The organism is Pseudidiomarina xizangensis (genome assembly GCF_052541995.1).
This window is the reverse complement of sequence record NZ_JBOBQA010000005.1, coordinates 157,022-182,617: the sequence shown is the minus strand read 5'-3', so window position 1 is coordinate 182,617 and position 25,596 is coordinate 157,022. Positions and strand designations below refer to the sequence as shown.

Here is a 25,596-nt window from a genome sequence, read left to right as displayed (position 1 = left end):
GGTGACGTTAATGTCTGAGTTAAAAGTGTTGCAAAATAACCTAATGACCTTTGCCTGGAATATTAACGGCACCGCCAAAACCGAGCAGTATGCTGATAAGCCGGCAGAACTGAATCAAAGTCATACAGCACCCACAGAGTCAGAAGTTCTAGATTACTTTCGTTTTGAAAAGCCAAAAGACAAACGGAGTCTTCCGAGAACCTGGCGGACTCGCAAAGACCCGTTTGAACACGCCTGGGATGATATAAAATTTAAACTTCAATTAGAGCCTCACTGCACAGCCCCTGAAATTATTGAATGGCTCTCAGTTCGTTATCCTGACCGCCACGATATGGGGCAAGTTAGGACCCTGCAAAGACGTATTTCAGCGTTGCGTTTACGTGACCAGACTTATCAGGCTAAACTAACCGAATTAATGCAAACAGAATGATTTTAGACCGACATAACCGAACGATTGGCAAAGTGTTATTTTTTAATGAGGCAATACGAACCGGCCAAGGTAATTGACGCTAGATAATTCATGGCACGCGCCCACGCCCTGCACATTCTGGTAAAGACCGAAGCCGAAGCCACTGACTTAAAAAAGCAGCTCGCGGCCGGCAAAAAGTTCGGCGACTTCGCACGTAAGCACTCACTCTGCCCGTCAGGCAAGAAAGGCGGCGATCTCGGTGAATTCCGTCGCGGACAAATGGTACCCGCCTTCGATAAAGTCGTCTTCAGCAAACCCACCTTGGAAGTTCACGGCCCAGTGAAGACCAAGTTCGGCTGGCATTTGATTAAGGTGTTGTCGCGCGGGTGAGTAACTCCGCAATTTTAACATATTTCTATGATTTTAATCTGCATAATCAAACCCTTGATCATATGCTCTTTTTCTTATCTGCAAAGCAGCTTTCATTTCATTGTCAGTTGGAACAGTCTTACCACTCCTAATTCCCAAGCACTTCTCGGATAAAGTTACATTCTTATGAAAAGGAGGGTACCCCTGAGAAATATAAAATTCTATTATTTTGCGCCACTCCCCTTCGGTAATTTTAGAAATAGCTTCAAAATCATCGATTTGATGACCTGCTGCTTTCAGCTCTTTTGTTTCTTCGGCTGCTTCTTTTTGCTGAGATGAGCTTAAAACATCAGCTGATGAAAGGTACCTAAGAGCGTACTCGAGTCTCTTTATTCGCTCCCAACCTTTTGCCGATTTACAAAACTCCGATGGGTTCGCCACACCATTTCGGAATTCAGGATCTAAAATGCGCTCTCTTATAAAGAGTCCTAAATTAACAATTTCGGCCCTTAACTCTTCACTTATTGACTGAGTTCTAAAAATACGATCTAAATTTAGATCTTCACCTTTTTTTAAAAGAAGATGCCGTAAAAAAGATAACGTATAAGTGACCGTTTCAGCTTTAAAGCCGCTTTGTTCTCTATACCAGTTAGAAGTAAATATCGCTGAATCAGCCTCTTTAAACAATATTGCTTTCGCTATTAACTCACGGTAGAAAATGTGTTTAAAATTGTCTTCATCTTGTTCAAACTCCTCCGCAATCCTTGCCCCCAAAAGCTTCAGGTTTGCTTGCGCTCCTTTTTTCACTTCGAACGGACGCATTCGCCAAGTATTCTCATATTTCGCCATATCCGTCTTGCTAAACTTTTGTGAAGTTGGAAATTCCGCTTTGAATTGCCGTTGCTTCGCTGCTGTTAAGGGCCTAAGCCTTGTATTGTATTGACCCCTAGAACGTTCATAGAACCACTTGGTAGATACTCCGTTAACTGCTGGCATGGATGTGCTTAACGCTAGCTTTTCGATGTTGCGATGGAACGGATGATTTGAGACTAGATCAGACTTTTGAATTGAGTTTTGAGTATTCGCATACTCTGAAATATTTGATTTCATTTCATCTAATATATCTGCGTTTGAAATCACCGTGAGTTTCATCTGTACAAAAACCTTTGTGAGATCAATATCACGATAACTATAATTGCCAATACCACCTTTTTCTCGTGGTGCAAAGTATATTGATGCTGTCGTTTGGCCTCCATTCACTATCTGTAAATTTTCTAGTGATTGGATCATAAACTGCCCATCTTGCTCGCTTAGTTTTATGTCTGTTGCGGTACAAGTAAGTCCATTGTTGTAAGCGAAAAAATTTTCAGGTTCGGTAAGCAAAGCTTTTCTTATTCCTTTATTTACACCCGATCTAAAATCAAGGAACGTTCTTACATTTGCTTCTAAAAGACGCTGCCCATACTCATCATACAACGTGCTTAACACATTCCCAGGGACAACGCATAGGAATGTTTTAGTGCCATGTTCAGACGTATTAGCGGGTAAGACTTCCAATCCTCCACAAATTCCCACGAAATCAACAGTAAAAGGTTCTCCCTCTCCATCCGCCTGAGACAAAGACTCAATCCTATCAATTGCCCAAACCTCGACTGTTGTTGGCTTGTCTAGAATTGGTTCGTTTTTTATTTTCTTTACACGATTACTCAGGAGATAGTCAGAATATATTACCAATCTAATCTTATGAGTATCGGGAAGGAATTTAAGTAGCTGATCTGCAACCTCACGATCCGATGACACTTCTAAACTTTCTAAAAAGCTATCGCTTCCTAAGTTCTCAATAAACCTACCTACACGACCAGCTAACTTTTCGAGTTCTGTTTGCGTTAGAGTTGGAACCGACTCATCACCACTGTATTTAGATACAATCACATTAAGGGTTTTCTCCAGTTCGTTCCAAGCGTAACCATCAACCCTCATTCCGCGTGTCGAGTTTCGGTAGGGTGAATACTCTATGTTATCTAGAATTCCAGCACCTTCTAACAACTCAGACACTTCGCTGAAGAACTCTTCTTCCTCAAAGTTGTGTCCATCTAAAGAAGCTAATCTTATCTTGTTGATAAATTCATCTCGAAAGTCCATCGGCTTATCCACCTTTTATCAAACCCTTTAGTTGGTTAAGATCTCCCCAAGGTATTAGGTGTGTTAAATCTATTTGATATTTAACCTTAGAGACTTCTTGGAAAAGCAGCATTTCTGGAGTGATTTTGGGAAATTTTTCGTCGACGCAGTAAACGTTTAATTCTTTAATAGAGAACCTTGTTTCCAGTTCCTTTGCGGATGCTGAACCATAATTGGTCGATATTTTCACCCAAAAATCACTTGTGGCTTGCGCTGACTCGGAAATTTCACTTTCGATTAACTGAACCAGCTCTTTAATGCACGTGCTACCACCTACATCCGATGGCGATAATACTGTGTGGATTAGGTATCCCTCACCATCCTTATTATCCAGTTGATACTCTGAAGATATCTTCACATATCTCCTTTCTCCCAGTAGCGATGATTTAACCTCCACTGTTATGCCGTTGAATAAAAAGTCTTGGTTTTTGCCCTCCGGTCCGCCCCAAGAATCAATCGCGTTCTCGGAGTTGAGATTGGCCAAAAATAATTGTTTTAACACATACAATTCTGACAAAAAGCCTATTAGTTTCTTATAACCGATCCCAGACCTTGCGGGTTTTAAGAAGCTCCCCCATGCTGCCACCCTTTTATAGAAACTCTCAAACAGCTTCTGACCCTTTGACTGAGAGCACCTATACGCTATATCTTTTACAACCAAACCAAACATATCATTTAAGCTTTCTTCCTCTAGGATACAGCAGACTCTGGTTTTTCCATTCGACAGTTGAAAGTGATGAAGTTCAACAAAAGCTACTTTGTCACCATAAGTTGAAGAATACGTCCCCTGTTCTTCGACAAAAACGAGGCGACGCCCTTGCTCATCTCGAGAAACCCAAAACCTGTCATCCTGTTGATAAAGGCGCCGCGCAGATCTCGGGTAAGATGCAATTTCAATACCTTCCCACGGATCGTCTCTAAACAAATCGTCGAAGTTACTCGTCATCGTCATATGCATCCTCGAGATCAGATTCATTGAAAACCTCTCGCCATATAACGTTGGTCTGATAGAGGACCTTTGTTTCTAATCTTAACCGTCTCAACTCAATGTCTGAATAGCCTTTTAGGTTACCTATTAAAGGAAAGGACAGAGAAAAGCCTACAGTTGGTTGCTGATGAGGAACTTTTACCTCCTTTATTTTATCAGCATCTTTTGCTTGGATGACCGTTGAAGGCTCTACAACTCCCACTGAAAAACTATAGATAATTAAGCCTGGGAATTCTCTTTCAGGAGCTCTTATATATGCTGTCGCTGAGCGTTGATCCCTTTTATTACTACCCATTAGAAGGTTTTCATCTTTAGGATCACCAAGCTCCGATTTATGAGAACGCATCACTCTCGAATTATCGTTAAAGCTCAATCTTCTTCTAGCTGCTGTAATGGGCTCCATTTCGTCATGAAACTTTATAGTGCTAGGTAAACGGGAGGCCGTATCCTCAAAGTTACTCCACCAAGTGGGCTTCGTGTTATTTTGGTTTCGCACACAGACTCTAAAACTTGGAACACCTGAGTTTTTAAGCTTCTTGATATAGTCCAGAACCAAGTGAAGAGAGTTATCACTATCGTAAACCTCAAAAGCTTGCACAAAATCTATAACATCCTCATAACCGACATCGTAAAAAAGATAAGACCCATCGTTTTCTATTTTTGCAGGAGTTTGCTCTTTATAAAGTTTTTCAATTAAAGTTTTTACTAATTTTATATTGTTATTGTTCGCTTCATCACTAGTTAAAAAGTCAAAGCGTCTATATCGTTCACCAGCGTAATCTAGCGACCTAGTGCACGACTCCGCAGTCTGCATTTTAGTCCTAGCAGTTACCAATAAAGCCCCTGGATGTTCTCGAACTTTCAGCCCAAAGTCACTCGGTGTTTTATTAAGGTATGACATATATTCCAGATCGTTGTATAACTCATCAATGGCCTCAGAGATAAACGTATACCAGCTTAAAGACTCCTCAGTAATATATAAGCGGCACAACTCTTTGTATCCTGGCCTGTAACCAAACCAGCGACACATTTGCATTAAGGTGTCATACATTTTTGAATTTCGTGTAAAGTATGAAACCAAGAGGCCCTCTAGAGTGAGCCCTCGAGATAGTTTATGCCCACCGACCGCTATCGCTACTAACCCGTTTTCGGTATATTCAGCATAATCTAAGCGCTCGGATGACCTAGCATTAACCGCAAATGTTTTAAGTTTGGAAATTACCTTCCTCAGCGCCGGATAAAGTTCCTCGAAAGAAAAATCGTTTTCGAATTCACGATCATAAAGTGACGACAAACCTAAAAAATATTTACTCTCTCGAAGTACAGACTCAACACTTTTCGCGCCTACCAGATCTGAAGCCTTTTTAAACTTATCGACGTATTGCTCAATTAGATGGGCGACTTGTTCTTGAATCACCGTAAGATGACTCATATTCACTAACATCGTCGTATGTTCTTTAAAAGATGAACTCTTCAAGCATTTAACGGCTGAAGCCAGCATAAAGACTTGAACAGCCTCTTGTAACGATTCACATAGTTCACCAACTCTAGTTGTCTTTTTTGCTTTAGGTGGAAGGGTCTTTTCAAAGTCATCGATAACCTTGATCGCTGGAGAAGCATCTTGACCCCCATCAGCACTTTTATAGGGGAAAAAATAATTGTGACCAATATAGTTGTCAGGCGCGGGCATCTTTATCATAAAGTCCTTTGGAAAAAGGTCATCTACTATGATTTCATCGCCACTTTTATCTGGATCAATAAAGATATTTGCAAACGGTGTTGCCGTATAGCCGACATAGGTAGTTCTAGAGGATGTTGAAAGTAATTTCCTAATCCCTTCATTAATTGCTGTTACATCGTTCTTAGAGTGCTTTGTGTTTATTGAGGCGTAGTCCGCTTCATCATCGATAAGTAGCATAGGCTGAGAGATAGTTCTACCACGCGTAATATCAAGCTGGTGCTTGTCTACAATCCAGTCAAATAACGTTTTCAATATCCTCGCATTCTTTTTGACTACAAATACAACTGGGCTTGTTACACTGTTAAACGAAACTCCTATCTGATCAGCTGTCGACTTTCTAAAATCACCGTCTTTAGAGGTGAACCAAATCACTTCTTTCGATTTGTCTCTGTAGTTTCCCACCCCCACTAATTTAGACTTATCTCGCCCTTGATTTTGCGCAAGTTGAATTGACTCTCTACCAATAACGCCCTCGTCCACACGTACTTGGGTTTGATTTCGGAGCTCATTCAGATGACCGCCAAGCAAAATTATCACTTTGTAACCAGAGTCTATAGCTTTATTAATAAGCCCAATATAATTTTGTGTTTTCCCTGACTGGACATTCCCCATGACTAATCCACTTCTGCGCCATGCGCCTTCCAATTGTGGATCTCCTGTTGAATCTAAGATTGTATCTACAACTTTTTCTAAACTATCGATGACTGGTTTGGCCCGTCCTTCGCTTTGGAGATGCGTTATGTAGGCTTCCCAATAACTCCAGTCAATCTCATCTCGGCGATGATCAAGCCAACGATGGACATCTTCACTTCTCAAAGCTATTACATCATCAGTAATTGAAACATCAATCTGAGTTTCAATTTGGTATTTTAATTGTTCTATTTCATCTTGCTTCAAGCGGTCTAATCCTGGCACCAAAACATCATTCGAGAGTACACGTTCAATTGCGTTTGAGATGAACTCTCTATCGACTAAACCTCCTTGTTCGATGTGATGCTCGCAATAACTCACAATTACGTGTCGAATTCTTTGGATGGCTTGCTTATTCATTAAATAAAATCTCCCTTAGCGCCCGATCTAATTCCTCAGTATCCTGGTCGATTCCCTTTTTATCATCCGCCATAACGTAATAGATATTATGAGTAGGTATGTTTATCGCTAACTCTTTCAAGTATGACATGAGCTTACTCCTCTGAGCATATGTCAGCTCAGATACCAAATCGGTTAGTTCAGTATTGTTAGATGAGATTTGATAAGAAGTTTGACCCGTAGCTTTATTTTCTACGATAGCCCAATAATCATTGGCCTTTTCCGCTGTCCCTCTATAGCTATGAGCTTTCTTCGATTGCTTCACGGGCACTTGAGTAGCGGATCTCAGCCTTGCTTTAACTTGATGAGGTATTTCAATTGATGATTTTTTTACGTCGGTAATCCAGTCCTCATCTAATGAGGAGGGAATGTTCACTTCAACTCGCGCCAGCCTTCCTAGCTGAGACTTCCTAGCTAATCCTAGCCACCCACCAGGAATGATTAATCTCTTGTTCCGATAAACATAAAAACCCTGACCATTCGTAAGCACATTTAATGTTTCTAGACGCTCTTTTGCTTGTTCTCTAAGCCGAGTCGTGTGAGGAATATTATGGACTTTAATTTCAACCTTACCAGATCGGTTTCGCATTTTAAAAGATTGACTTGGCCCTTCCCAGTAACCTTTCTCACTCTCCATAAACGGGCTAAGAGACTCAAGTTTCTCACCATTTACATAAATATTTAACCTTGACCGACCAACTAAGAACTTATGGAAATGTAAGGATATATATTTCTTAAGCCAAAATATCTCATCGGCCAATATATCTTCGAGATCTGCAGATTGATGATCACCTACGCTTATGTATTTATGCAGATTCTTCCAAATAACAATAGTTCCAGAAACTAGGTTGCGGTGCTCTGAAGTACTACCAGCTACTTCTTGCGGACCTAAAACCTCTAGCATCCAGCTATTCGACCTTTTAACTTCCTCTATGTCCCAAGATGCGCCAGTGAATTCACCTCCTTTAACTTTCGAAAAAACGCTCAAAACCTCTGCTTGAGAAAAACTTGCGGTTTTCATCCCGGACCCAAATCGACCTAGATCAGTTTCTGCTCTCTTAGTCGAGGGATCCTTGCAGCCAATCCGCATATTTTGAATCAATTCATCACTGCTCATCCCGAAACCGTCATCCGCGATAACAATTTTTACTACTGCGTTTACGTGAGTGGCTGTAATCCAAATGTTTTTACAGTTAGCCGCAATAGAATTATCTATAATATCTGACACGGCTGAATTAAATGTATAACCGATTCGCTTTAACGTACTTATATGAGAGCTAGGATCAGGAGACGCATCAATGAATTTACTCTCCATGATTCACCTCGTCTAAATCCATATTCCACAGATTCAAAACTCTTTTTAGAGCAATATTTTCGCGCACATCCAGCCCATCACTCGCCGCAGCCTCAAGTGAAATGTGAACTGCTACAGTTTTGTCGCATTTCGTTTTTATACGTTCTGCATAAAACTCCAGTTGCTTATTACTTGTATAAAACTCTTCGATTTCACGATCTAATTCGTCATTAGTTACACTGGGAAACTCTTTAACAAAGAGCTTTATAATCGTTTCCTCTTCGGTATCTGAGATAAGCCCATCTGTGGCGCACACAAAAAGAGCCAACTTTATTATGTTTCGTTGTGATTCTAATAAAGACATCTTAAATGTTTACCTAACGTTAACCTTAACGTTATAGAAACAAAGTAAAGGTTTTATTTCAACCTATTTAATTCATCAGTTTTAATTTTCAAAATCTGGGCTACAACATCAGCTATCTGTTTTGCTAAAAGTGGAGGAACGGCATTTCCAACCTGTTGATACTGTTGGGTTCGGGGGCCTTGAAAGAAGTAGTTATCGGGAAATGTCTGGATCCTAGCCGCCTCCCTAACAGTCAGGCTTCTGGCTTGCGTCGGGTCATAATGGATAAAATAGTGGCCATCTTTAGAAATATGGCTCGTGATGGTCGACGCAGGTTTATTCTTTTGCTGAACCCTGAAACGGTCAACAAATTTTCCAGACTCCCAATTCTTGTGACTGGGAGATAATTGGACCAAGTCATACTCTGAGTGACCTCGCGGGGAGCGATCGTTAACCTCTGCGAAACACGCAGCGTAACAATAACGGACTATATCTTTCAGAATATGTCCTCGTGTCTCATGGTTAAGCGTTAGCTTTAGGTTACTATCTCTATACCAGCTCGCCAAACCAATCGGGTTAATATCGACATCCGTTGAACCTTGGAATGGGTACCTCAGGGCTCCTATAGACAACTCTTCTTGCGGGAGGGCTTTGGCAACAGCTTTTAACTTTTTTACCAGCGGTTTTCCAGTCTCAGGCCGCTTCATCGCTAACCCTTTAGCTACTTTTTTTGTGCTTTCAGATATGAGTGCCGACCAAGTTCGAGACGAATCTTCTATTTTTGAAAATCGACTTCTAAGCCTACCGAGATCTTCAAGCACTTCACCAACGGTCACTTGCGTCGACAGTTTTAGTGTCGGCACTTTTCCAGGAAAGCAATCTTCTCTTATTCCGAGTAATATCACTCGATGCCTGCATTGGGGTATACCGTATTCCTCAGATTTCACTATAAAAGATCTAGAGTCAATTTGGCTTGGGTCATCTCCTGAGTGAAACTGTACGTCTTTGACTAATGAACAAATCACGTACCTCTTTCCTGTTTCATGTCCAAATAATGCTTTGCTAGGATCTGCAAGGTCAGACAATATCTGGTGAAAAATAAGCTTATTATCAATTTTCGACGAGAGAATGCCTTTTACATTTTCCATCACAAAAACTGCAGGCTGGTGCGCCTCAAGAACTTTCAGATACTCCTTATATAAAAAGTTACGCTGATCTTTAGTTGCATCATATCTCGAGTCTTTCATATTCTTAACACGGCCCGCTATTGAGTAGGCTTGGCAAGGCGGCCCACCTATAAGCACTAATGGTGCTGAAGATTTAAATTTCCTTAGTCTCGTTACGATTACGGAATTTAATTCTGTATTTCCTTTTTCACTGCCCAACTCCACCAACAGTGCTTCCGTTTTTGCTTTCTCCCAAATATGCAGAGTACGCTCCGTCCAAGGTTCTTCATTTCGTCCAGCGCAAAAATCATAATAGTCTGAGAGGTACTCTGGATAATCTTCTTGAAGACATCTGAAGTACGCACGTAACGTAAGCGTTTTATGTGCAAACACATCCTTTTCCGCGGACGCTATAATTTTAAACTTCCCGCGACCATCGCAAAACGAGCTAAATCCTTCGCCAAGACCACCTGGGCCCGCAAATAAATCGATTACTGGGAATTCCATTTTCTGACTCTTAATTGGGTTGTTTTATAGCGGACATTTTCCGTATATTATTAAAATAGCGTGATCAAGCATAGTCCTATCTTAACTAAGAGTGCATCACGTTTATACAATTTAGAGCCCAGCACCAAACCAACCTACATCTTCTTCACCGATGCTGGTCCAACAAAATCGCATTACCATCAGGATCGCGGATCATCAAACTGCCGCGACTGTCGGGGCCATCTAAGTTCGCGTTAAAAACTTCAATACCTGCGGCTTTCAGTTGCCGTTCGAGTTCACGGATATCGGTGAACTCGGAGGCGTTCTGTCCCGACTGATCCCAGCCCGGATTAAAGGTGAGAATAGTCTCGTCGATCATGCCCTGGAACAGGCCGATCACATGGTCGCCGTTTTTCACTATGGCCCAGCCCTGCTCAGTCAAATCAACGAGAGGTTCGAAACCAAGTTTTTTGTAAAACTCGAGCGACGCTTTTATGTCTTTAACTGCCAGACTTACTGAAAATGCACCTAAGTTCATGGTTAAGCTCCACCCGCCCGAATGGCGGAAATAGCAATTAGCTGACAATAAGATTAGCACGCGACTTACAAAGTATGCCTGTTTTCTCGTCATTTACGAGTTCGGGAATTGCGTTATACTTCTTTGTAATAACCCGATACCGGTGGCACAACATGGCTGAAGCATTCGTCAATCCGCAACTTTTGAGTTGGGCTCGTCAACGAGCAGGCTTTGCTGTGGCTGATATTGCCAGCAAGCTCAAGGTACCAGAAGACAAAGTCGAAGCCTGGGAACTAGGCTTGCAAAAACCCTCCTTCAGTGCCGCGCAGAAATTTGCGGCCAAAACCTATATTCCGTTTGGCTTTTTGTTTCTTGATGAACCCCCAGAAGAACGGCTGCCGTTACCCGATCTTCGCACAGTGGGCGACAATCCCATTGGTAACTATAGCCTTGAACTACGTGACACTATTCTCATCGCGTCCGAGCGGCAGGATTGGTATCGCGATTACTGCCTAAGCGAAGATCGCGACAAGCTCGATTGGGTGGGCTGTTGCAGTATCGAAAACTTTGCAAGTGCATTAGCGACTACCAAAGAGTTGCTCGGTGGCCATTTAAGCGAACGCCCTAAGCAATTTGACCAGTACTTACGCCAGCTGATTAGTCGCATAGAAGACATAGGCGCCTTGGTCATGCGCAATAGCGTCGTTGGCAACAGTACTACACGCCATCTAAGCACCGACGAATTTCGTGGGTTTGCCATTACCGATGACTATGCGCCTGTTATTTTCATCAATGCAACCGATACGCCGCAAGCACAACTATTCACGCTCATCCATGAACTCGCTCACCTGCTTGTTGGCGAATCCGGCGTGTCTGATTTAAACCCCAAAAACGGCAACCGCATTGAAATATTTTGCAATCGCATAGCGGCCGAATTTTTGGTGCCAACTGGTGAATTCCAACGCGCTTGGCAACACGAGATTACGGACTGGCGCCGTAATTTGCCTGACCTCTCCTTGCATTTTCACGTAAGCCAATGGGTCATTGCACGGCGTGCACTTGAACATGCTTACATTGATGACAAGACTTACTGGACCTTCTATCGAGAAGTCCTAACTGCATTCAACAAGAAAAAGAAAGACCAAGCAGGAGGACCTTCTTATTACCAACTCATCAATACCCGATACAGCCGTAAATTGGCGAGTGCGGTAGCCAGTGAAGCGCTAAGCGGACGCATGCTGTTTCGTGATGCTCAGCATCTCATAGGCGTAAAACCAGATAACCTGAAAAGCTTTGCTGAAAAGGTGCTCAATTGGTGATTTATCTTTTGGATGCGAACTCTTTCATTGAGGCCAAACTGAGGCATTATCGGATGAGGGTTGTTCCGGCTTATTGGGAGTGGCTTCTGAAGCCTCATAAAAGGTTCCAGCTGCAAAGTATCGATCAGGTCTACAATGAACTCACGCACTCCAGCAAGAAAGTTGACGATTTACACTTATGGTCGAAATCTCAAAGGCACTTCTTTCGTGATTCCAAAAGCCAAACTGATCAGGCTAACTTCGCTAAGATTGCTAACTATGTTTCTACTCACTCTCGGTATAAAGCATCTCATAAAACAAAATTTTTAGGTGGTGCAGATCCGTGGTTGATCGCGAAAGCGATGACGTTGGGTGCCACCATTGTGACACATGAAAAACCCGTTGATGAATCGAGCACAAGGGTCAAAATACCTAACGTCGCCAGCGAGTTTAATGTGTCATCCACTGATATTTTCGATGTTTTAGAAGCTTCAGGCGATCAATTTATTCTTTAAGTTTCCCCTCAACGCCGCCTTGCCCGCTTATTGCGGCGCTGCAACCAGATGTAAGTACCGGTGATGGCTAACAGTAAGGGTAGTACGCCGACGAAACTGTACCAAATTTTCACCGCCAGACCGCCCCAGGTGCCGAAGTGCAAACGGCGGAACGAGTCCAGTGTTTTCATCCCCACGCCCTGCTCGTTCAAGTTGTAGGTGCTGAGATAGTCACCGCTGAAAGCATCATAGTTCGAGACGCTACCGTAATTGCTCAACAACGGATTGTCCGTTGGCGCACGGCCAAATACAGTAAACGGCAGTTCCGGTTCGAATGGAAACAGCAAAAAGGTTGGCTTGAAGCCATCAATCCGCTCGCGACTATCGGCTACAATTTCGTCAATATTGACCTGGTCGCTGTACAACCGCTCGGTCATGATGTGGTGCGCCTGACCGCCGCCATGCTCGGTCCACTCTTCGTAGAAAATCAGTCCGTTGTAATACACGCCCGTGATACCTAACACCAGCAACACTGGCGAAGCAAAAGTGCCGGCCATTTTATGCAGATCGCTGAATACCACCAACATGCGCTGATCCCAGCGCAGGGTGAAAAAGCGCGCCCAGAAACGGCGGTAAATAATCAGACCCGATATGCCCATAAACAGCAGAAACAGACCTAGCGTAAAGCCTATGAGCAAGCCCAAATGCTCGGTGGCGAAACTAAAATCGAGCCATCCCAGGTCGTTCAACAATAAGGTGTAGTGCAGCTCGACCAGCCAGTCGGTCAGATAATGACTGGGTTCAGTGGGTTGGCTTTGCAACTGACCGGTATAAGGGTTCAAATGAACCTTATGCCAGATATCAGTGCCTTCTTTAATCATGAACACACGGTCCGCTTCGTCGTGACCGGCGGGGAAGATTTCCCAGCTACCAATTTCGAAATTAGGCAGCTGTTCGTTGATGCGATCTTTCAAGGTATCAAGGGGCAAGCGCGGCGCCGTAGTAGCTTCCAGGGTCGCGACTTCCGGCAGCAGTACGCTGTCGATTTCTTTTTTGAAAACCAGAATACTTCCGGTCAGGCAAATAACCAGAAAGGGGATCATAAAAATGATCCCCATCCAGCCATGCCACTTGTGCAGTGATTTACGCATGCTCATAGCGGTAGGATTCGTCCTTAAAATGCGTAGGTCAGGTTCGCCGAGTAGTTACGCTCAGCACCGTAATACCCTTGTGCCCACAACAAGCTGTTCAGGTATTTCTCGTCCGTGGCATTGTTAACGTTCACGCTCACTAACACCGCGTCATTCACCTGATAGCTCGCCATCAGGTTCAGGCGGCCGTATGCGTCCTGAGTGGTAACAATGGTTTCACCGGCGTTGGCATAAGACGGCCCCACGGTACCTTGTACGCGCGAGATTTTGTCCTGCCAGATGTAGGTCGCGCCCAGTTTCAACTTGTCCATCGCCGCCGGACGGTAGGTCAATGAGCTGCGGAATAAGTTTTCCGGGGTGTAATCCTCGACCAGTTGGTCGCCGTCAATTTGAAACGAGGTGATGGCTACGTTGCCTTGTAAACCAGGGAGGATTTCACCAGCGAGCTCCACCTCGAAACCTTTACTTTCGATACCATCAACAGCACGGTAAATCGGCTCAGGTACTCCTGTTTCAGGGTTCACCGATTCACCTGCGCCGACGCCTAAGTTTTCCTGCTGTACATTGAAGTACGCAGCAGACAACAATGCGGCACCCTCGAATAAATCTGTTTTGAAACCGACTTCGCTGCTTTTGCCGGTCAATGCTGGCAAGCGTTCGAAGTTTTCGTCACGTAAATTCTGCGCCATGAAGGTTTCAGTGTAAGAACCATAGGCCGTTACCGCGTCCGTCAGGGCGTAAGTTAAACCAAAATAAGGCACGAACTTACTTTCGTCGCGCGAGTTATCCACGCCGTAGCCAAAGCCTTGGGTTTCGAAAGTGTTGTAACGACCGCCGGCCAGAACTTTTAAATCATCGGTCAGCGAGAAGCGCGCCTGAGCGTAAACTGCCCGTTGTGTGTTTTCGATATCGCTGCCAGCTAAACCATCGGTGAATTCCGGAAATGGTGTGTTACCGGTCCAATCTTCTAACGCTGGCAGGGCCGGGAAGCCATTGCCCGTATGGAAGTCATACAAGCTGGTATCGATGTAGTCCAGACGCGCGTAGCTAGCACCTACAACCACCTGGTGCTCTTTACCAAAGGCGCTGAAATTACCGTTTACGTAGGCATCAATGGTATCTTGTTTGTCGTCCAGGTCATACTCACTGGCATAGCCGATAAGGCCCAGACCTGTTTCCGGATCTAAGCCGGTAGCAGGATCAGGCAAGTAGGTGTAGAACAAATGACTGTCTTCGTCGGTACGTACGCGATTGTACGCTACACGCAGGCTCCAATGGTTGTTCAGGGCAGTCTCAAAGTCGATGAAGCTGCGGCTTTCTTTGACGTTCCACTCAGACCAATCGGCTGCAATATTGGTGCTGCGGTCGAAATTCGTTGGTGTGCCATCGCCATAATACAGGGTCAAGGCGCCCCACAGGTTGCCGTCGGTTTCGCTGTTGGTTTCGCTGTGACCGAAGGTGATCAGGGTGTTGTTGGTTGGTGCATAGTCAGCCACCGCATAAAATACCTGGCTCTTGTTCGCATAGCGATCTAGGTAAGACTCGCGGTCATCGGCAACCACCACTGCGCGTACGCGGAAGGCATCGTTGACTACTGCTGAGTAGTCGCCTTCTAGACGGAAGCTGCTCCATGAACCTGCAGTTGCGCTTACGTAACCCTGAGTTTCGCTCTTCGGACGCTTGCGTACCAGGTTGACCGTCGCTGAAGGACTACCGATACCGGTCATCACGCCATTCGCGCCATGAACAATTTCAATGCGCTCATATAAAGCTGCATCGACGCGACCATGGGTGTTGTCATTGATCAGGGGCAGCCCCAGGCCGTCGACCTGGAAGTTATTGACGGCAAAACCGCGCGAGGTGAAGTAGGTGCGGTCGCTTTCGACTTGCTCAACGTTGATCGTGGCTGAGTTTTCCAGCGCACTATTGAGATCGTTAAGGGCGAAATCCTTCATTTTCTCCGCAGTGATCACCGTCACGGATTGCGGGGTTTCTTTGATGCTAAGTTCCAGCCTTGAAGCAGACTGTTGTTCCTTCGACAAATAGCCACTTTGCTGCTCGCCACGAATTTCCAGACGCTCCATGGCTTCGATGGTTTGCATTTCGACTGCGAACGCTTGGGGGGTGAGGGCAAGACTTACGGCTACGGCAACACGAGACAGAATTTTCACAACAAGATCCTCTTCGGCATTGTTCTAAATAAATAATGCCGGCGATCTTAATGCAAATGCGAATAGTTCGCAATACCGTTAATGCGCTTTTGGAATGATTCTTTTCAATTTTTCGATATCGCCCTCGGCAACGCCCTCACGCGCCATGTAAGTCGGCCATTCCATCACAAGCTCTTGCACCTGCGCGAGCAGCCGGCGACCTTTGAAATCTTGCAATCCGAAGCGACTTACTTGCGAAAGCAGGTTTGAAACGGAACCCTCGCGTCCCTGCTCGCCAATACCGAGCGCATGTTGTCGCGTTGCACTAGTGGGCAAGACATCGTAAGCGGGCGCAAGGTGCCATAATCCTTCCTCACGTTTAGTTCGCAGCGGATAAAGCCAGGCATGGTTGCGCGCATGATCATCCGTATTACCAATCAGTACGTTAAACACCATGCGTTGAAACAGCTCCGTCGCGTCGCTCGCTACGGCACTGTGCTGGCGTAACAGTTCAGCCAGCTGCCCGTAGCTGTACCATGTGGTTAGGCTACGCTGGTTGACCGCGCCCTCAGATAACAAGCTATTTGCGCTTACAAAATGATGGCTTACTTGCTGCTGTTCACGGTCGAAGCGTTTCACCATGAGTACGTCCTCACCGTTCTCACTAGTGATAACTGTTGTGTCTGCTACGCGAACGCCATCGAGCTCTGCCAGCATGCGCATAGTTGCGTGCTCAACACGGGCAACATTGTAGAGATCGTCAGGTTTGTTGAATTTTACGAGGTATTCTTGACCATCATGGGTTAATAGTGTTTTCGGTCGTGCACCGCCCATTGATGAACCAAAAATAAAGGCTTGTTTGACCTCCTCGGAAATGTTTTCATCCGCGATAATCGCGTTTTTACCTTGCAACAATAAGCCTAGGTCCGCCATAGAATTGGGTGAGCGCTTTGCTTTAGTTTTTTCTCTTGAAAGGCTGAAGCTTAAAGCGCCAACACCCATGGCAGCGCCCACGATCAAAAACTCCAGCTCATTTCGCGGCTGGCTCTTGTGTAACTGCAGAATCAACTTCCGACCCCAGGTATCGGCACCCGCATCACTAAGTACGCCGAAGATGCCACGTTGCAACGTACAGACATGCTCGACCTCGGTAAGTGGTAAGTGCAACGGATCAAGCGCAAATGCATCCGCCCGCGCTAAGTACGAGCGACCATAAACAAAACGTCCTGTATCGGTAAAGGGATCGAGCTCGAAACGGCCGCAAATGACGGGTTCCTCGTCCAGCCCCTCAATGAACACGTAGGCGCTAGAAATCATTGTCTAACCCTTGTTTTCCCACACTGCTCTTGCGTTCGGGTAAATGGCCAGCGGCCCTGACTTTTTCGTCGGCAAGTTTGACAAAGTCGTGCAACTGACCCAGTACAGCTAATGCGGTAAATATGGTTTCTGAATTGACGGGCTGACCTTGCTCAATACGAGTCAAGGTACGTTGACTACAGCCAATGCGCATCGCAAGTTCACGCTGGTCCATGCGCTGGGCGCGATGGCGTTTAATTAACTCACCCAGTAATTGATGAAGTTCATCGACAGCTTTCATGTTGCGTTACTCTGGTGGTATTTCATTTTATTATAGTAATTTATGGCGTATTAGCAATTAATTCGCCATATTTTGCATATCTGATAGGTGTCAGTTTCATCAAGCTACAAAAAAGCCGCACAGGTTGTGAAACGCTGTGCGGCTTCTATTTTCCGTTCAGTTCAGGCGATTAGCTTTGCTTTTCAGCGATGTAATCGTTAACGAACTGCTCAAGAATATTCAGCGGTACCGGACCATTGCGGAGTACGACATCGTGGAACTCACGAATATCGAACTTATCGCCGAGCTCGGATTTGGCTTTCTCACGCAGCTCAATGATCTTGTTCATACCAATTTTGTAGGCTGTTGCCTGGCTTGGCATGACAATGTGACGCTCAACCATTTTCACAGCATCGGATTTCGCGTTTGGCGTGTTCGTCACGTAGAAATCGATACCTTCTTCACGGGTCCATTTCTTGTCATGGATACCGGTGTCGACCACCAGACGTACTGCACGCCATAGCTCCATCGCTAAGCGACCGAAGTCTGAGTACGGGTCTTCATAAAAACCGTATTCTTTTGGCAGAAACTCGGTGTACAGGCCCCAACCTTCAGAGTAGGCGGTATAACGGCCGAATTTACGGAACGATGGGATACCTTCCAGCTCTTGCTGAATGGCGATCTGCATGTGGTGACCTGGAATACCTTCGTGGTAAGCCAGCGCTTCCATCTGGTAGGTCGGCATGGCCGCCATGTCATACAGGTTCGCGTAGTAAATCCCTGGACGGGTGCCATCCATTGACGGCTGCTGATAGAAGGCTTTACCGGCAGATTTCTCGCGGAAAGGTTCGACCGCTTTGACGATCATGTCGGCTTCAGGCTTGGTCAGGAACAGTTCGTCGAGACGACCGCGCATGCTGTCGATGAAAGCGGTCGCTTCATCCATGTAGCGCTTACGACCTTCTGGCGTTGACGGGTAGATGAAGTCTTCGTTGTTACGCATGTACACGAAGAACTCTTGCAGGGTACCTTCGTAGCCCACTTTTTCCATGATCACGCGCATTTCGTCGTGGATCCGCGCGACTTCGCTCAGGCCTATCTCGTGGATCTCATCAGCAGTTAAGTCAGTGGTGGTGGTGCGCTTCAGTGCGTTATTGTAGAAGGCTTCACCATCAGGCAGTTTCCAGGCACCGTCTTTGGTGGTTGCTTGCTCTTCAAGGTCTTCAACCACGGAGATCAGATTTTCAAAAGCTGGCTTGACTGATTGCAGCATAGCCTGCTCGGCTGCGCTCATCAGCTCGTTGTACTGGCTCTCATCGATATCAAGCTCAGCCACTTTTTTGGTGAAATCTGCCCACAATGCACTGGCTTCGCCGTCATCGAAAGGCGCACCGGTAATGATGTTCTTGCTGTCGCTGATCACATACGGATAAACAAATTTCGGTGCAATAATGCCTTTTTCAGCGCGCACCCGCAGATTTTCTGCTAACTGATCAAACAAACCTGTTAAACCGTTCAGACGGGCGATGTAGTCTTCTGCATCGTCCACTTCCTCGATGCCGTGCTGGTTGATAAGCAACGACGCAACGCTTGAGTGCATGCCAAACATCTGATTCACAGGGTAGTTATGATGGCGCCATTTGAAATCTTCGATGTCATGTTCAAGCTGCTGCTTCATCAGCATCCAGCTGATGCGGGTCTGTTCATTGAGTTTAGCTTCGTCAATGGCCATGACCTTGGCGAGATTCTCTTTTTGCAGGGCTAAATCTTCCTGCGCGCGTTCTTCAGAGATATCGTCCCACTTGTCCTGGTCTTCTTTAATGCCAAGATACGACTGAAACATCGGGCTGCGCATAACACTTTGCATGAAAATGTCTTCAAACAGCTGATTGGCTTTTTCCGATTCTGTCTGCTGTGTTTCTTGCTGAGTGCTTGTTTCAGCAGCTGCAGTTTGCGTGGTTTCAGCGGCAGTAGTGGCGTCGCCTTTCGGGGCTTCTGAGCATGCGCTCGTCATGAGTACTAGCGAGACCGCTAGCGCAATGCGTTTATATTCAAACATAGTTCTCTTTCCTGTCGTTATCTAGAGTTATCTAGCCTTGATAACCCTTGTGACGCAAGATGTCAACGCGCGGGAGACCGAAGGGCCAATCGGAGGGGCAAGTGACCGCATCTTAAGGCCGGTTGCGTTTAAGTTAGGGCCGAGTAAGTCGATAGCGCGTGCTACGCCCGCCGCCCGGCAATTTTTCGAGCATTTGCTGCTCCAGCAACTCCGTCAAATGCCGGGTCGCCGTAGCCTTACTCACTGATGTCACACGTTGATAGTGAGTTGCTTCTAATCTCTTATAGTACTCCGCACGGTGCGCGAGAATCGCCTCAGACATAGCGAATAACCGAATACCCTGCTGGTCTGCCTGCGTCAGTGCACGGTCGGTGAGCGCTCGCGTGATGCGTCCATTCCCATCTTCAAATGGATGAATTGTCACAAACCACACATGCGTCAATGCAGCCCGGAGCAGCGGGTCGAGTGCCTGATCTTGCTGTGACCGATTGAACCATGCGATAAATGTTTTGAGTTCTTTATCGATGCGTTTGCGCGGTGGAGCTTCAAAATGAACTTTGGGGCGTGTCAGCGGACCCGACACAAGTGGCTCAATGAGCCGAATACTGACAATATTCGGCTCATAATATGATTTGAATATTAGATGCTTTTGGCTCACAGCGCAATTTTTGCGTAGTGAGACTAAGGTAACTCGTGCTTCCCCAACTCCGCGCCGCTTAACCGCACGAGTTAGCGCCTGACCTTTCAGGCAAACTGCCATACAATAGGCGCATGATAACGAATTCATTGATACGCCCTTTCATGCACCTGTGCTGCCCACTCGATGGGGAGCCATTGACGCTTGCGGATAAAACCTGGCGCTGCACCAGCGGGCACAGCTTTGATGTCGCGAAGCAAGGTTACGTGAACCTGCTGCCGGTGCAGAACAAACGTTCGAAAGATCCGGGTGACAGTAAAGCTATGGTGCAGGCACGGGCGGATTTTCTCGCTGGCGGATTTTATCAGCCGTTGGCCGAGGAACTTGCGGCCACGGTGTTACGGGGTAACCCAAGCGCCGTGTTGGATGCCGGTTGTGGCGAAGGCTATTACTTACGGCATCTGCTGGATGCAGCTGAGGGCTCAGATTGTGATCTTGAAGTTGCCGCGCTCGATATCTCCAAGTGGGCGGTGCTTGCCGCAGCGAAACAAGACAAGCGCGCCACTTGGATGGTGGCCTCGAATAGCCAGATCCCTATCGCAGCTAAGAGCATTGGTGCGCTTTTATGCGTGTTTGGCTTTCCGGTCAGCGGCGAGTTTCAGCGCGTACTGAAGCCAGGCGGGCGATTGGTGATGGTGGACCCCGCGGCGGATCATCTAAGCGAACTCAAGCAGGTTATTTATTCCGAGGTGAAAGCCAAACCGTACCAGCTACCTGTGTCGACGGACGCCTGGGAGCTGGTGTCGGAACAGCGAATTACATTCTCCGTTCATCTGCCGACAAACGAGGCCATCCGCCAACTACTGACCATGACCCCGCATTTGTACCGCGCCAGCAGCGACGGTCGTGCCCGCGCTGAGGCATTAACTGAACTGACCGTGACAGTCGATGTCTGGTTGCGGGAGTTTACTGCTCGCTGACAAATCAGTCGCAGATGCCATTTGCCGGTGCGCAAGAAAAAGGGAGCTCTGTTGCCATAGCTCCCTTTCTTAACCTTTTTAAAGTGCCGCGAAACGGCCCCATTTATTGATGCGATAGATACAGCGCATTACGAAGCATGCGTGCTTCAGAGTAATCAATCACACCATCACTCACTAAGTTGTAGGCGACTTGCTTCTCGCAGTGCGAAGGTCCGCTGTACACCGGCTGGAACCAGCCCCATGGCGAAGTCGGCGCGGCGGCTTCTTCAGCCTCGCACTTAGCATAGTGGTCCATAATGGAGCAGCCGTTGGCATCGACATAATTCTGCACACCCGAATCAATAGCACCAAACATCGTATTCGGGTCTAGCAGTGAAGCAGGACAGGTGTCGAGCGTATCTGCAACGCCATCGCCGTCCGCATCCTGAATAAAGTAGCGCAGCGTGTGAACACCAACATACACCCACGACTCATTAAATCCGGCGCCATTGTCAATGATCAGAAGACTTTCATAAGCATCTGGTTCGTTGAGAATTTCCTGAAACCGAGGGAACGCAGTCAATTGAGAAAAGATCGTGGTACGCACGTTATCCTGAATATTAAAGTACGCAAGATAACTCTCATTGTTCAACGAGTAGCCTAACGTGTTGTAAGAATAGGTTTGATTATCCGTTTCAAATGATCCAGACAAATTGCCCGGTTGCGCTAGTGGAGTCAGTTCGTAGGGCGAAGGCAGTCCAAAGTTGACTGGATTTCCCTGTGCGTCACGAAACTCATAGGTCACGCGAATCAGATTTCCATTATAGGTAAAACCAGTTGCTGATGAGCCACTCAAGGGTATCGAGGTATCATAAGTAAAATTCACCGTAACCGACGTTGCCGACGAAGCACCTATAGTTCCATCAGCAGTGTAAATATCACCAATGAATTCGCCTGATAGTTCCTGTGCATTAAGGGATAAGCTGAATAGTCCTCCAGCAATTAGCAGTAATGTTTTTTTAGTATTCATTTTGAGCAACCTTTTATCTGGGGGGTAGGAGTAACTTATAGTCACTGTCTAAAAATTAGACAATATGCCGATGCTCATACTCCTCACCTCTAACCCGGGCTCTCGCTAAAATACTATTCTGGTAGGATCTGAGACCTCACGACGCCTTGTGGACCCTCAGCGGGATATCCTCCGGCGCCTGCAAAAGCGGGTCGAGCTCCTCGGCTTTGCTGGTAAGCCAGAACTTCACCTCATTCGGACGCACTAACAACGGCATGCGATGGTGATACTCAAGGCACTGCGGCGTTGGCGCTGTGGTTAAGGTCACCAGGCGGTTCTCGCCATCAGTCATCGGGAAATAAAGACCGGTCATGTAAAAGGGTTGCTCATCGGGATGAGTAAAGAGGTACTTGGTTTTCTTCGACTGTCCCGCTTCGGCTTTCCATTCGTACCAGCCACTGCAGGGAACGACGCAGCGATGTAGCTTAAAGGCCGCTTTGAAGGTCGGCTTGGAGGCAACGGTTTCCGTCTTCGCATTAATTAAGGGCCGCTTCGCCCACTGCGGCTGAATGCCCCAGGTTGAGCTGAGCTGTTGCAGCTCTTGCTCATACGCCACAATCTCTACCTGCTGCGTCGGCCGCAGATCACGGTTGGTTCTGGTATGGAAATCAAGCCCCAGCTGCTCGCTGACAAAGCGCGTCAGCTGGTGGTCGTTTATGTCTAGCCTTCCGCACATGGTTTACTCGACAGTCAGATCTTCTTATTGATTAAACTTCGGCATTTGGTCGCGAGATTCTTATAGAAAACAGATGGGTTCCCAGCTACTAGAAATCACGAACCGTATTACTATCCTGGGTCATCAACGCCATTAAGCGTGGATGTACAAAGAGCTTTTCCTTCCCTACAACCTCTTCTTGTAAAACACCAATATCAACCAACTGCTTTAAATAGATTGAAGCGGTTTGTCGTTTGGCAATATCGCGTTCAACCAGATTGCTTATCCGACAATAGGGCTGCTCGAAAATAACTTGAACAAGTTCATAGCTGTATATTTTGGGGAGTTGTTCCCGAATATACTCTGTTGTGGTTGCCATCAGCGCTTTTATGGCTGCAATTTTCTCGCAAGTCCATTTTGCAGTTTGTTCGACGCCTTCCAACATGAATACTAGCCACTCTTCCCACTGTTGCTCGCGGGTAACCTTATTCAGTAGACGATAGTAATCCTGCTTGTTATGAACGATAAATCGGCTCAAGTACAGTATTGGCAATGTTAACAAGTTTTGCTCAATAAGATACAAAACGTTCAGGATACGGCCGGTTCGCCCATTACCATCATAAAACGGATGGATTGCTTCAAACTGGTAGTGACTCACCGCCATTTTAATGAGCGGATCAAGCCCATCTGCGTCATGTAGAAAGCGTTCCCAGTTAGATAGAAGATTACGAATGACGTCCTCACCTGCTGGTGGGGTGTAAATAACCTCACCCGTCGTCTGATTACCGATAATGGTACCAGCAACCTTGCGGATATCCATTTCGGTGTTCTTAAGCGTACTGCAAATTTCAATCGCTGTAGCAGTGCAAAGCGGCTTTTTGTCTAGTTGCATAAAGCCTTGATATAGAGCAGTTCGATAACGCAATGCTTCCTTCGTCGCATGATCTGCACCGTTATCTTCCTGAGCATACTGAAAAAGCTGATCTGTCGTGGTGACTATGTTTTCAATCTCAGAACTATCTTTTGCTTCAAGTAAGGGTAGCAAGTTGATCAGCATGTCTTGGTTAGGTATCAGCTCACCGGCTGTTTTTAGCTCAGCCACCGCGGCCCTAGCCGAAATACAAGCTTTTAGTACAGACCTTGTCTCCAGAACACCGTGATCAGGTGGCAACAACGGTAATTGATTGAAGGGCTGTTCAGCTTTCCAGTTCATGTTTATATTTCCGTGAAGTATCGACATAAAGTCTGTATAGATGCAGTTTATGTCGTTCAAATCGACATGACAAGGTCACGTGTCGATATTTTATACTTTTATCGACATATAAATAGGAGATAGCGGCTCATTGTGTAATTGCACCGGATCCCGTAGCTGGGATCGGCGTTGGATGTGGGCTGGACCCGCACTAGAAGTGCGGGCTACGTGTGCGCGTTCTCAGCGTTCGGGGATACTTAACTGAACCGCAAATGAAGTGAAGTAAGGCCATTGCTCGGGTAAACGGCTCGGCACGGAACTTCATCGGCCAACGCAAAACCTTTTGTCTTCAACAGCATTTGCTCTACCGCCACCCGGATCTCAAGCCTGGCCAAAGGAGCTCCCTGACAGACATGAATACCTTGTCCCCAAACTAGAGATTCAGCATTATTTCGCTTAATGTTTAACTCATCTGCCTGAGCAAATGCAGCGGGGTCACGATCACCGGCAATCCACATCAGCGTTAAATGCTCACCCTTGGGTATAGACAGCCCTTGGAGCTTAACGTCCTTCGTCGTAACACGGGGATTAGCGACGAGCGGGCCGTCCACCCTGAGAATTTCTTCTATTGCGCAAGGGATTAGTGTCGGATCGCGTCGTAACTGATGTTGCAGTTCGGTGTCCTCAGCAAGGTGCATAAAAACAATGCCCAAACTGCCAGCAACGGTCCCGTGCCCAGCCGTCCAGTTGCGCAGTACACTCACTATTTGATCGTCATCAAGTTGTACGCCGTCCACTGCAGTCTTCAACAGAATGCTTGTAGCATCGCCTTGCTCGCAGCGTGATCCACGTCGCGCTTTCAGATTGGTCTTAACGTGGTCGGAAAATTCATCTGCCAGATTCTTGCCCGCAACCGGGTCTTGCTCAAAGGCTGCTTTCAAGCTGTCTTGTACCCAGCTATCAAGATACACCCACTGCTTTTCGGGCCAACCAAGTAACGCACACAGCGCCTTCAAGCTAAAAGGGTTAACGAAAGCGGAGATCATTTCAACCTTATCTCCGGTGCGCACCGATTCAAGCAGATCGACAGCAATTTTGCGCGCCTGCGGCTCTAACCTGCTCATCTGTTCATTTTTGAAGTTGCCATCTAGGGCTTCCCGGTATTGGCCGTGAACTGGAGGGTCCATTCCGTTCGGAATAGCCAGGAACTCCGATACGTTGCTATAGGTCTGCGGGTCTGCGAGGACCGCAACTATGTCCTCATGACGAAACAACGACCAACCCATAAGTTTGCTGTGAGCTACCGGACAGCGCTCCCGCATCTCATCGTATAATTGTCGTTGATCTCGTTGATTCACTTGTTCAAGTGGATCCCAATCATTCAGCGGTTCGTCTTTCATTAGATGGTTCTCACTGTAGCGAAGCTTGATTGAAGCAAACGGAATAAACCAGAACTCATTGGGGGCAGCTACGAATTCTGAAATCTTACCAACGCAACTAGCATTGGTAAGATTCATTCTAGTAACTGAAATGGCCTTGGTCTGTGCGCTGAGACTCATACGCTTGGTGATGAGGTTTTGAAATACTCAGGCAAGCACTCTATTCGCGCTTTTACACTCTTATGCGTATAAAAGCGTGTTCTAGCGGTTTCTGGCATTTTATGCCTAGTGTAAGAAACCTACCCCATCGTGCTTAAAATATCTGCATGTAGGATATTAATCCTATTTCTCCCATAAAAATGGGAATACAGCCCCACTTTATTCTTCATGTTAG

The 25,596-nt window shown here is 46.3% G+C and carries 21 protein-coding genes and 1 pseudogene; 5 read left to right on the top strand and 17 right to left on the bottom strand.

The genetic code is table 11. The annotated features are described in order from the left end of the window. Both ACQ5ES_RS11240 and ppiC read left to right on the top strand, forming a co-directional pair. Window positions 1-430 (top strand): annotated as a pseudogene (locus ACQ5ES_RS11240) (hypothetical protein); the annotation flags it as partial. A 90-nt stretch (window positions 431-520) separates the two neighbouring features. Beyond that, a complete protein-coding gene (ppiC, locus tag ACQ5ES_RS11235) occupies window positions 521-799 on the top strand; it encodes a peptidylprolyl isomerase PpiC (RefSeq protein ID WP_445016879.1) in 279 nt (92 codons plus the stop codon). Between the two features lie 33 nt (window positions 800-832). On the opposite strand, the gene ACQ5ES_RS11230 is transcribed toward ppiC, so the two are convergent. From ACQ5ES_RS11230 to ACQ5ES_RS11200, 7 genes are all read right to left on the bottom strand, one after another. Continuing rightward, the gene (locus ACQ5ES_RS11230) at window positions 833-2,932 is read right to left on the bottom strand and encodes an AIPR family protein (RefSeq protein ID WP_445016877.1); all 2,100 of its coding nucleotides are present in this window, start codon (window positions 2,930-2,932) and stop codon (window positions 833-835) included. Continuing rightward, window positions 2,925-3,911, bottom strand: a complete 987-nt coding sequence (locus ACQ5ES_RS11225) for a PD-(D/E)XK motif protein (protein WP_445016875.1) — start codon at window positions 3,909-3,911, stop codon at window positions 2,925-2,927. Before ACQ5ES_RS11225 ends, ACQ5ES_RS11230 begins: the two co-directional genes overlap by 8 nt. Beyond that, on the bottom strand, window positions 3,895-6,738 hold the full coding sequence (locus ACQ5ES_RS11220) for a Z1 domain-containing protein (RefSeq protein ID WP_445016873.1): 2,844 nt from the start codon (window positions 6,736-6,738) through the stop codon (window positions 3,895-3,897). The genes ACQ5ES_RS11225 and ACQ5ES_RS11220 overlap by 17 nt, the downstream gene beginning before the upstream one ends. Next, window positions 6,731-8,092 (bottom strand): ATP-binding protein, encoded by a 1,362-nt coding sequence (locus ACQ5ES_RS11215; RefSeq protein WP_445016871.1) that lies wholly within the window; start codon window positions 8,090-8,092, stop codon window positions 6,731-6,733. Before ACQ5ES_RS11215 ends, ACQ5ES_RS11220 begins: the two co-directional genes overlap by 8 nt. Next, window positions 8,082-8,435, bottom strand: coding sequence for a hypothetical protein (locus ACQ5ES_RS11210; RefSeq protein ID WP_445016869.1), 354 nt, complete (start codon window positions 8,433-8,435; stop codon window positions 8,082-8,084). Before ACQ5ES_RS11210 ends, ACQ5ES_RS11215 begins: the two co-directional genes overlap by 11 nt. A 53-nt stretch (window positions 8,436-8,488) precedes the next feature. Beyond that, window positions 8,489-10,087, bottom strand: coding sequence for a DNA cytosine methyltransferase (locus ACQ5ES_RS11205; RefSeq protein WP_445016867.1), 1,599 nt, complete (start codon window positions 10,085-10,087; stop codon window positions 8,489-8,491). A 145-nt stretch (window positions 10,088-10,232) separates the two neighbouring features. Then, window positions 10,233-10,604 (bottom strand): VOC family protein, encoded by a 372-nt coding sequence (locus ACQ5ES_RS11200; RefSeq protein ID WP_445016865.1) that lies wholly within the window; start codon window positions 10,602-10,604, stop codon window positions 10,233-10,235. Between the two features lie 152 nt (window positions 10,605-10,756). Here ACQ5ES_RS11200 and ACQ5ES_RS11195 point away from each other — a divergent pair, with 152 nt between their 5' ends. Further along, window positions 10,757-11,902, top strand: a complete 1,146-nt coding sequence (locus tag ACQ5ES_RS11195) for an ImmA/IrrE family metallo-endopeptidase (protein ID WP_445016863.1) — start codon at window positions 10,757-10,759, stop codon at window positions 11,900-11,902. Further along, on the top strand, window positions 11,899-12,396 hold the full coding sequence (locus ACQ5ES_RS11190) for a DUF4411 family protein (RefSeq protein WP_445016889.1): 498 nt from the start codon (window positions 11,899-11,901) through the stop codon (window positions 12,394-12,396). The genes ACQ5ES_RS11195 and ACQ5ES_RS11190 overlap by 4 nt, the downstream gene beginning before the upstream one ends. An 8-nt stretch (window positions 12,397-12,404) precedes the next feature. On the opposite strand, the gene ACQ5ES_RS11185 is transcribed toward ACQ5ES_RS11190, so the two are convergent. From ACQ5ES_RS11185 to ACQ5ES_RS11160, 6 genes are all read right to left on the bottom strand, one after another. Further along, window positions 12,405-13,532 (bottom strand): PepSY-associated TM helix domain-containing protein, encoded by a 1,128-nt coding sequence (locus tag ACQ5ES_RS11185; RefSeq protein WP_445016861.1) that lies wholly within the window; start codon window positions 13,530-13,532, stop codon window positions 12,405-12,407. 17 nt (window positions 13,533-13,549) lie between these two features. Beyond that, on the bottom strand, window positions 13,550-15,697 hold the full coding sequence (locus tag ACQ5ES_RS11180) for a TonB-dependent siderophore receptor (protein WP_445016859.1): 2,148 nt from the start codon (window positions 15,695-15,697) through the stop codon (window positions 13,550-13,552). Between the two features lie 78 nt (window positions 15,698-15,775). Beyond that, window positions 15,776-16,993: a type II toxin-antitoxin system HipA family toxin gene (locus ACQ5ES_RS11175; protein ID WP_445016857.1), complete on the bottom strand. Its 1,218-nt coding sequence runs from the start codon at window positions 16,991-16,993 to the stop codon at window positions 15,776-15,778. Continuing rightward, complete coding sequence (locus ACQ5ES_RS11170) at window positions 16,983-17,273, bottom strand: helix-turn-helix domain-containing protein (protein ID WP_445016855.1); 291 nt, start codon at window positions 17,271-17,273, stop codon at window positions 16,983-16,985. The genes ACQ5ES_RS11175 and ACQ5ES_RS11170 overlap by 11 nt, the downstream gene beginning before the upstream one ends. A 169-nt stretch (window positions 17,274-17,442) precedes the next feature. Beyond that, the gene (locus ACQ5ES_RS11165) at window positions 17,443-19,311 is read right to left on the bottom strand and encodes a DUF885 domain-containing protein (protein WP_445016853.1); all 1,869 of its coding nucleotides are present in this window, start codon (window positions 19,309-19,311) and stop codon (window positions 17,443-17,445) included. A gap of 133 nt (window positions 19,312-19,444) precedes the next feature. Then, window positions 19,445-20,098: a Fic family protein gene (locus ACQ5ES_RS11160; RefSeq protein ID WP_445016851.1), complete on the bottom strand. Its 654-nt coding sequence runs from the start codon at window positions 20,096-20,098 to the stop codon at window positions 19,445-19,447. Between ACQ5ES_RS11160 and ACQ5ES_RS11155 the strand changes: the two genes are divergently transcribed. Then, on the top strand, window positions 20,083-20,928 hold the full coding sequence (locus ACQ5ES_RS11155; RefSeq protein WP_445016849.1) for a putative RNA methyltransferase: 846 nt from the start codon (window positions 20,083-20,085) through the stop codon (window positions 20,926-20,928). The genes ACQ5ES_RS11160 and ACQ5ES_RS11155 overlap by 16 nt on opposite strands. Window positions 20,929-21,031: 103 nt before the next feature. Here the strand turns inward: ACQ5ES_RS11155 and ACQ5ES_RS11150 are convergent, their stop codons facing one another. The 4 genes from ACQ5ES_RS11150 to ACQ5ES_RS11135 form a co-directional block, all read right to left on the bottom strand. Further along, on the bottom strand, window positions 21,032-21,937 hold the full coding sequence (locus ACQ5ES_RS11150; protein WP_445016847.1) for a hypothetical protein: 906 nt from the start codon (window positions 21,935-21,937) through the stop codon (window positions 21,032-21,034). Between the two features lie 136 nt (window positions 21,938-22,073). After that, window positions 22,074-22,652: an SOS response-associated peptidase gene (locus tag ACQ5ES_RS11145; protein WP_445016845.1), complete on the bottom strand. Its 579-nt coding sequence runs from the start codon at window positions 22,650-22,652 to the stop codon at window positions 22,074-22,076. A gap of 88 nt (window positions 22,653-22,740) precedes the next feature. Further along, on the bottom strand, window positions 22,741-23,844 hold the full coding sequence (gene fic / locus ACQ5ES_RS11140) for a protein adenylyltransferase Fic (RefSeq protein ID WP_445016843.1): 1,104 nt from the start codon (window positions 23,842-23,844) through the stop codon (window positions 22,741-22,743). Between the two features lie 236 nt (window positions 23,845-24,080). Next, window positions 24,081-25,223: a cytochrome P450 gene (locus ACQ5ES_RS11135; RefSeq protein ID WP_445016841.1), complete on the bottom strand. Its 1,143-nt coding sequence runs from the start codon at window positions 25,221-25,223 to the stop codon at window positions 24,081-24,083. Window positions 25,224-25,596: the final 373 nt, after the last annotated feature.

Bases quoted from the DNA above. Each gene is read 5' to 3' on its own strand.
- ACQ5ES_RS11165 (WP_445016853.1), bottom strand. From the start codon at position 19,311: ATGTTTGAATATAAACGCATTGCGCTAGCGGTCTCGCTAGTACTCATG.
- ACQ5ES_RS11175 (WP_445016857.1), bottom strand. From the start codon at position 16,993: ATGATTTCTAGCGCCTACGTGTTCATTGAGGGGCTGGACGAGGAACCC.
- ACQ5ES_RS11200 (WP_445016865.1), bottom strand. From the start codon at position 10,604: ATGAACTTAGGTGCATTTTCAGTAAGTCTGGCAGTTAAAGACATAAAA.
- ACQ5ES_RS11225 (WP_445016875.1), bottom strand. From the start codon at position 3,911: ATGACGATGACGAGTAACTTCGACGATTTGTTTAGAGACGATCCGTGG.
- ACQ5ES_RS11205 (WP_445016867.1), bottom strand. From the start codon at position 10,087: ATGGAATTCCCAGTAATCGATTTATTTGCGGGCCCAGGTGGTCTTGGC.
- ACQ5ES_RS11145 (WP_445016845.1), bottom strand. From the start codon at position 22,652: ATGTGCGGAAGGCTAGACATAAACGACCACCAGCTGACGCGCTTTGTC.
- ACQ5ES_RS11215 (WP_445016871.1), bottom strand. From the start codon at position 8,092: ATGGAGAGTAAATTCATTGATGCGTCTCCTGATCCTAGCTCTCATATA.
- ACQ5ES_RS11150 (WP_445016847.1), bottom strand. From the start codon at position 21,937: ATGAATACTAAAAAAACATTACTGCTAATTGCTGGAGGACTATTCAGC.
- ACQ5ES_RS11220 (WP_445016873.1), bottom strand. From the start codon at position 6,738: ATGAATAAGCAAGCCATCCAAAGAATTCGACACGTAATTGTGAGTTAT.
- ACQ5ES_RS11155 (WP_445016849.1), top strand. From the start codon at position 20,083: ATGATAACGAATTCATTGATACGCCCTTTCATGCACCTGTGCTGCCCA.
- fic (WP_445016843.1), bottom strand. From the start codon at position 23,844: ATGAACTGGAAAGCTGAACAGCCCTTCAATCAATTACCGTTGTTGCCA.
- ACQ5ES_RS11185 (WP_445016861.1), bottom strand. From the start codon at position 13,532: ATGAGCATGCGTAAATCACTGCACAAGTGGCATGGCTGGATGGGGATC.
- ACQ5ES_RS11135 (WP_445016841.1), bottom strand. From the start codon at position 25,223: ATGAAAGACGAACCGCTGAATGATTGGGATCCACTTGAACAAGTGAAT.
- ACQ5ES_RS11195 (WP_445016863.1), top strand. From the start codon at position 10,757: ATGGCTGAAGCATTCGTCAATCCGCAACTTTTGAGTTGGGCTCGTCAA.
- ACQ5ES_RS11170 (WP_445016855.1), bottom strand. From the start codon at position 17,273: ATGAAAGCTGTCGATGAACTTCATCAATTACTGGGTGAGTTAATTAAA.
- ppiC (WP_445016879.1), top strand. From the start codon at position 521: ATGGCACGCGCCCACGCCCTGCACATTCTGGTAAAGACCGAAGCCGAA.
- ACQ5ES_RS11210 (WP_445016869.1), bottom strand. From the start codon at position 8,435: ATGTCTTTATTAGAATCACAACGAAACATAATAAAGTTGGCTCTTTTT.
- ACQ5ES_RS11160 (WP_445016851.1), bottom strand. From the start codon at position 20,098: ATGAATTCGTTATCATGCGCCTATTGTATGGCAGTTTGCCTGAAAGGT.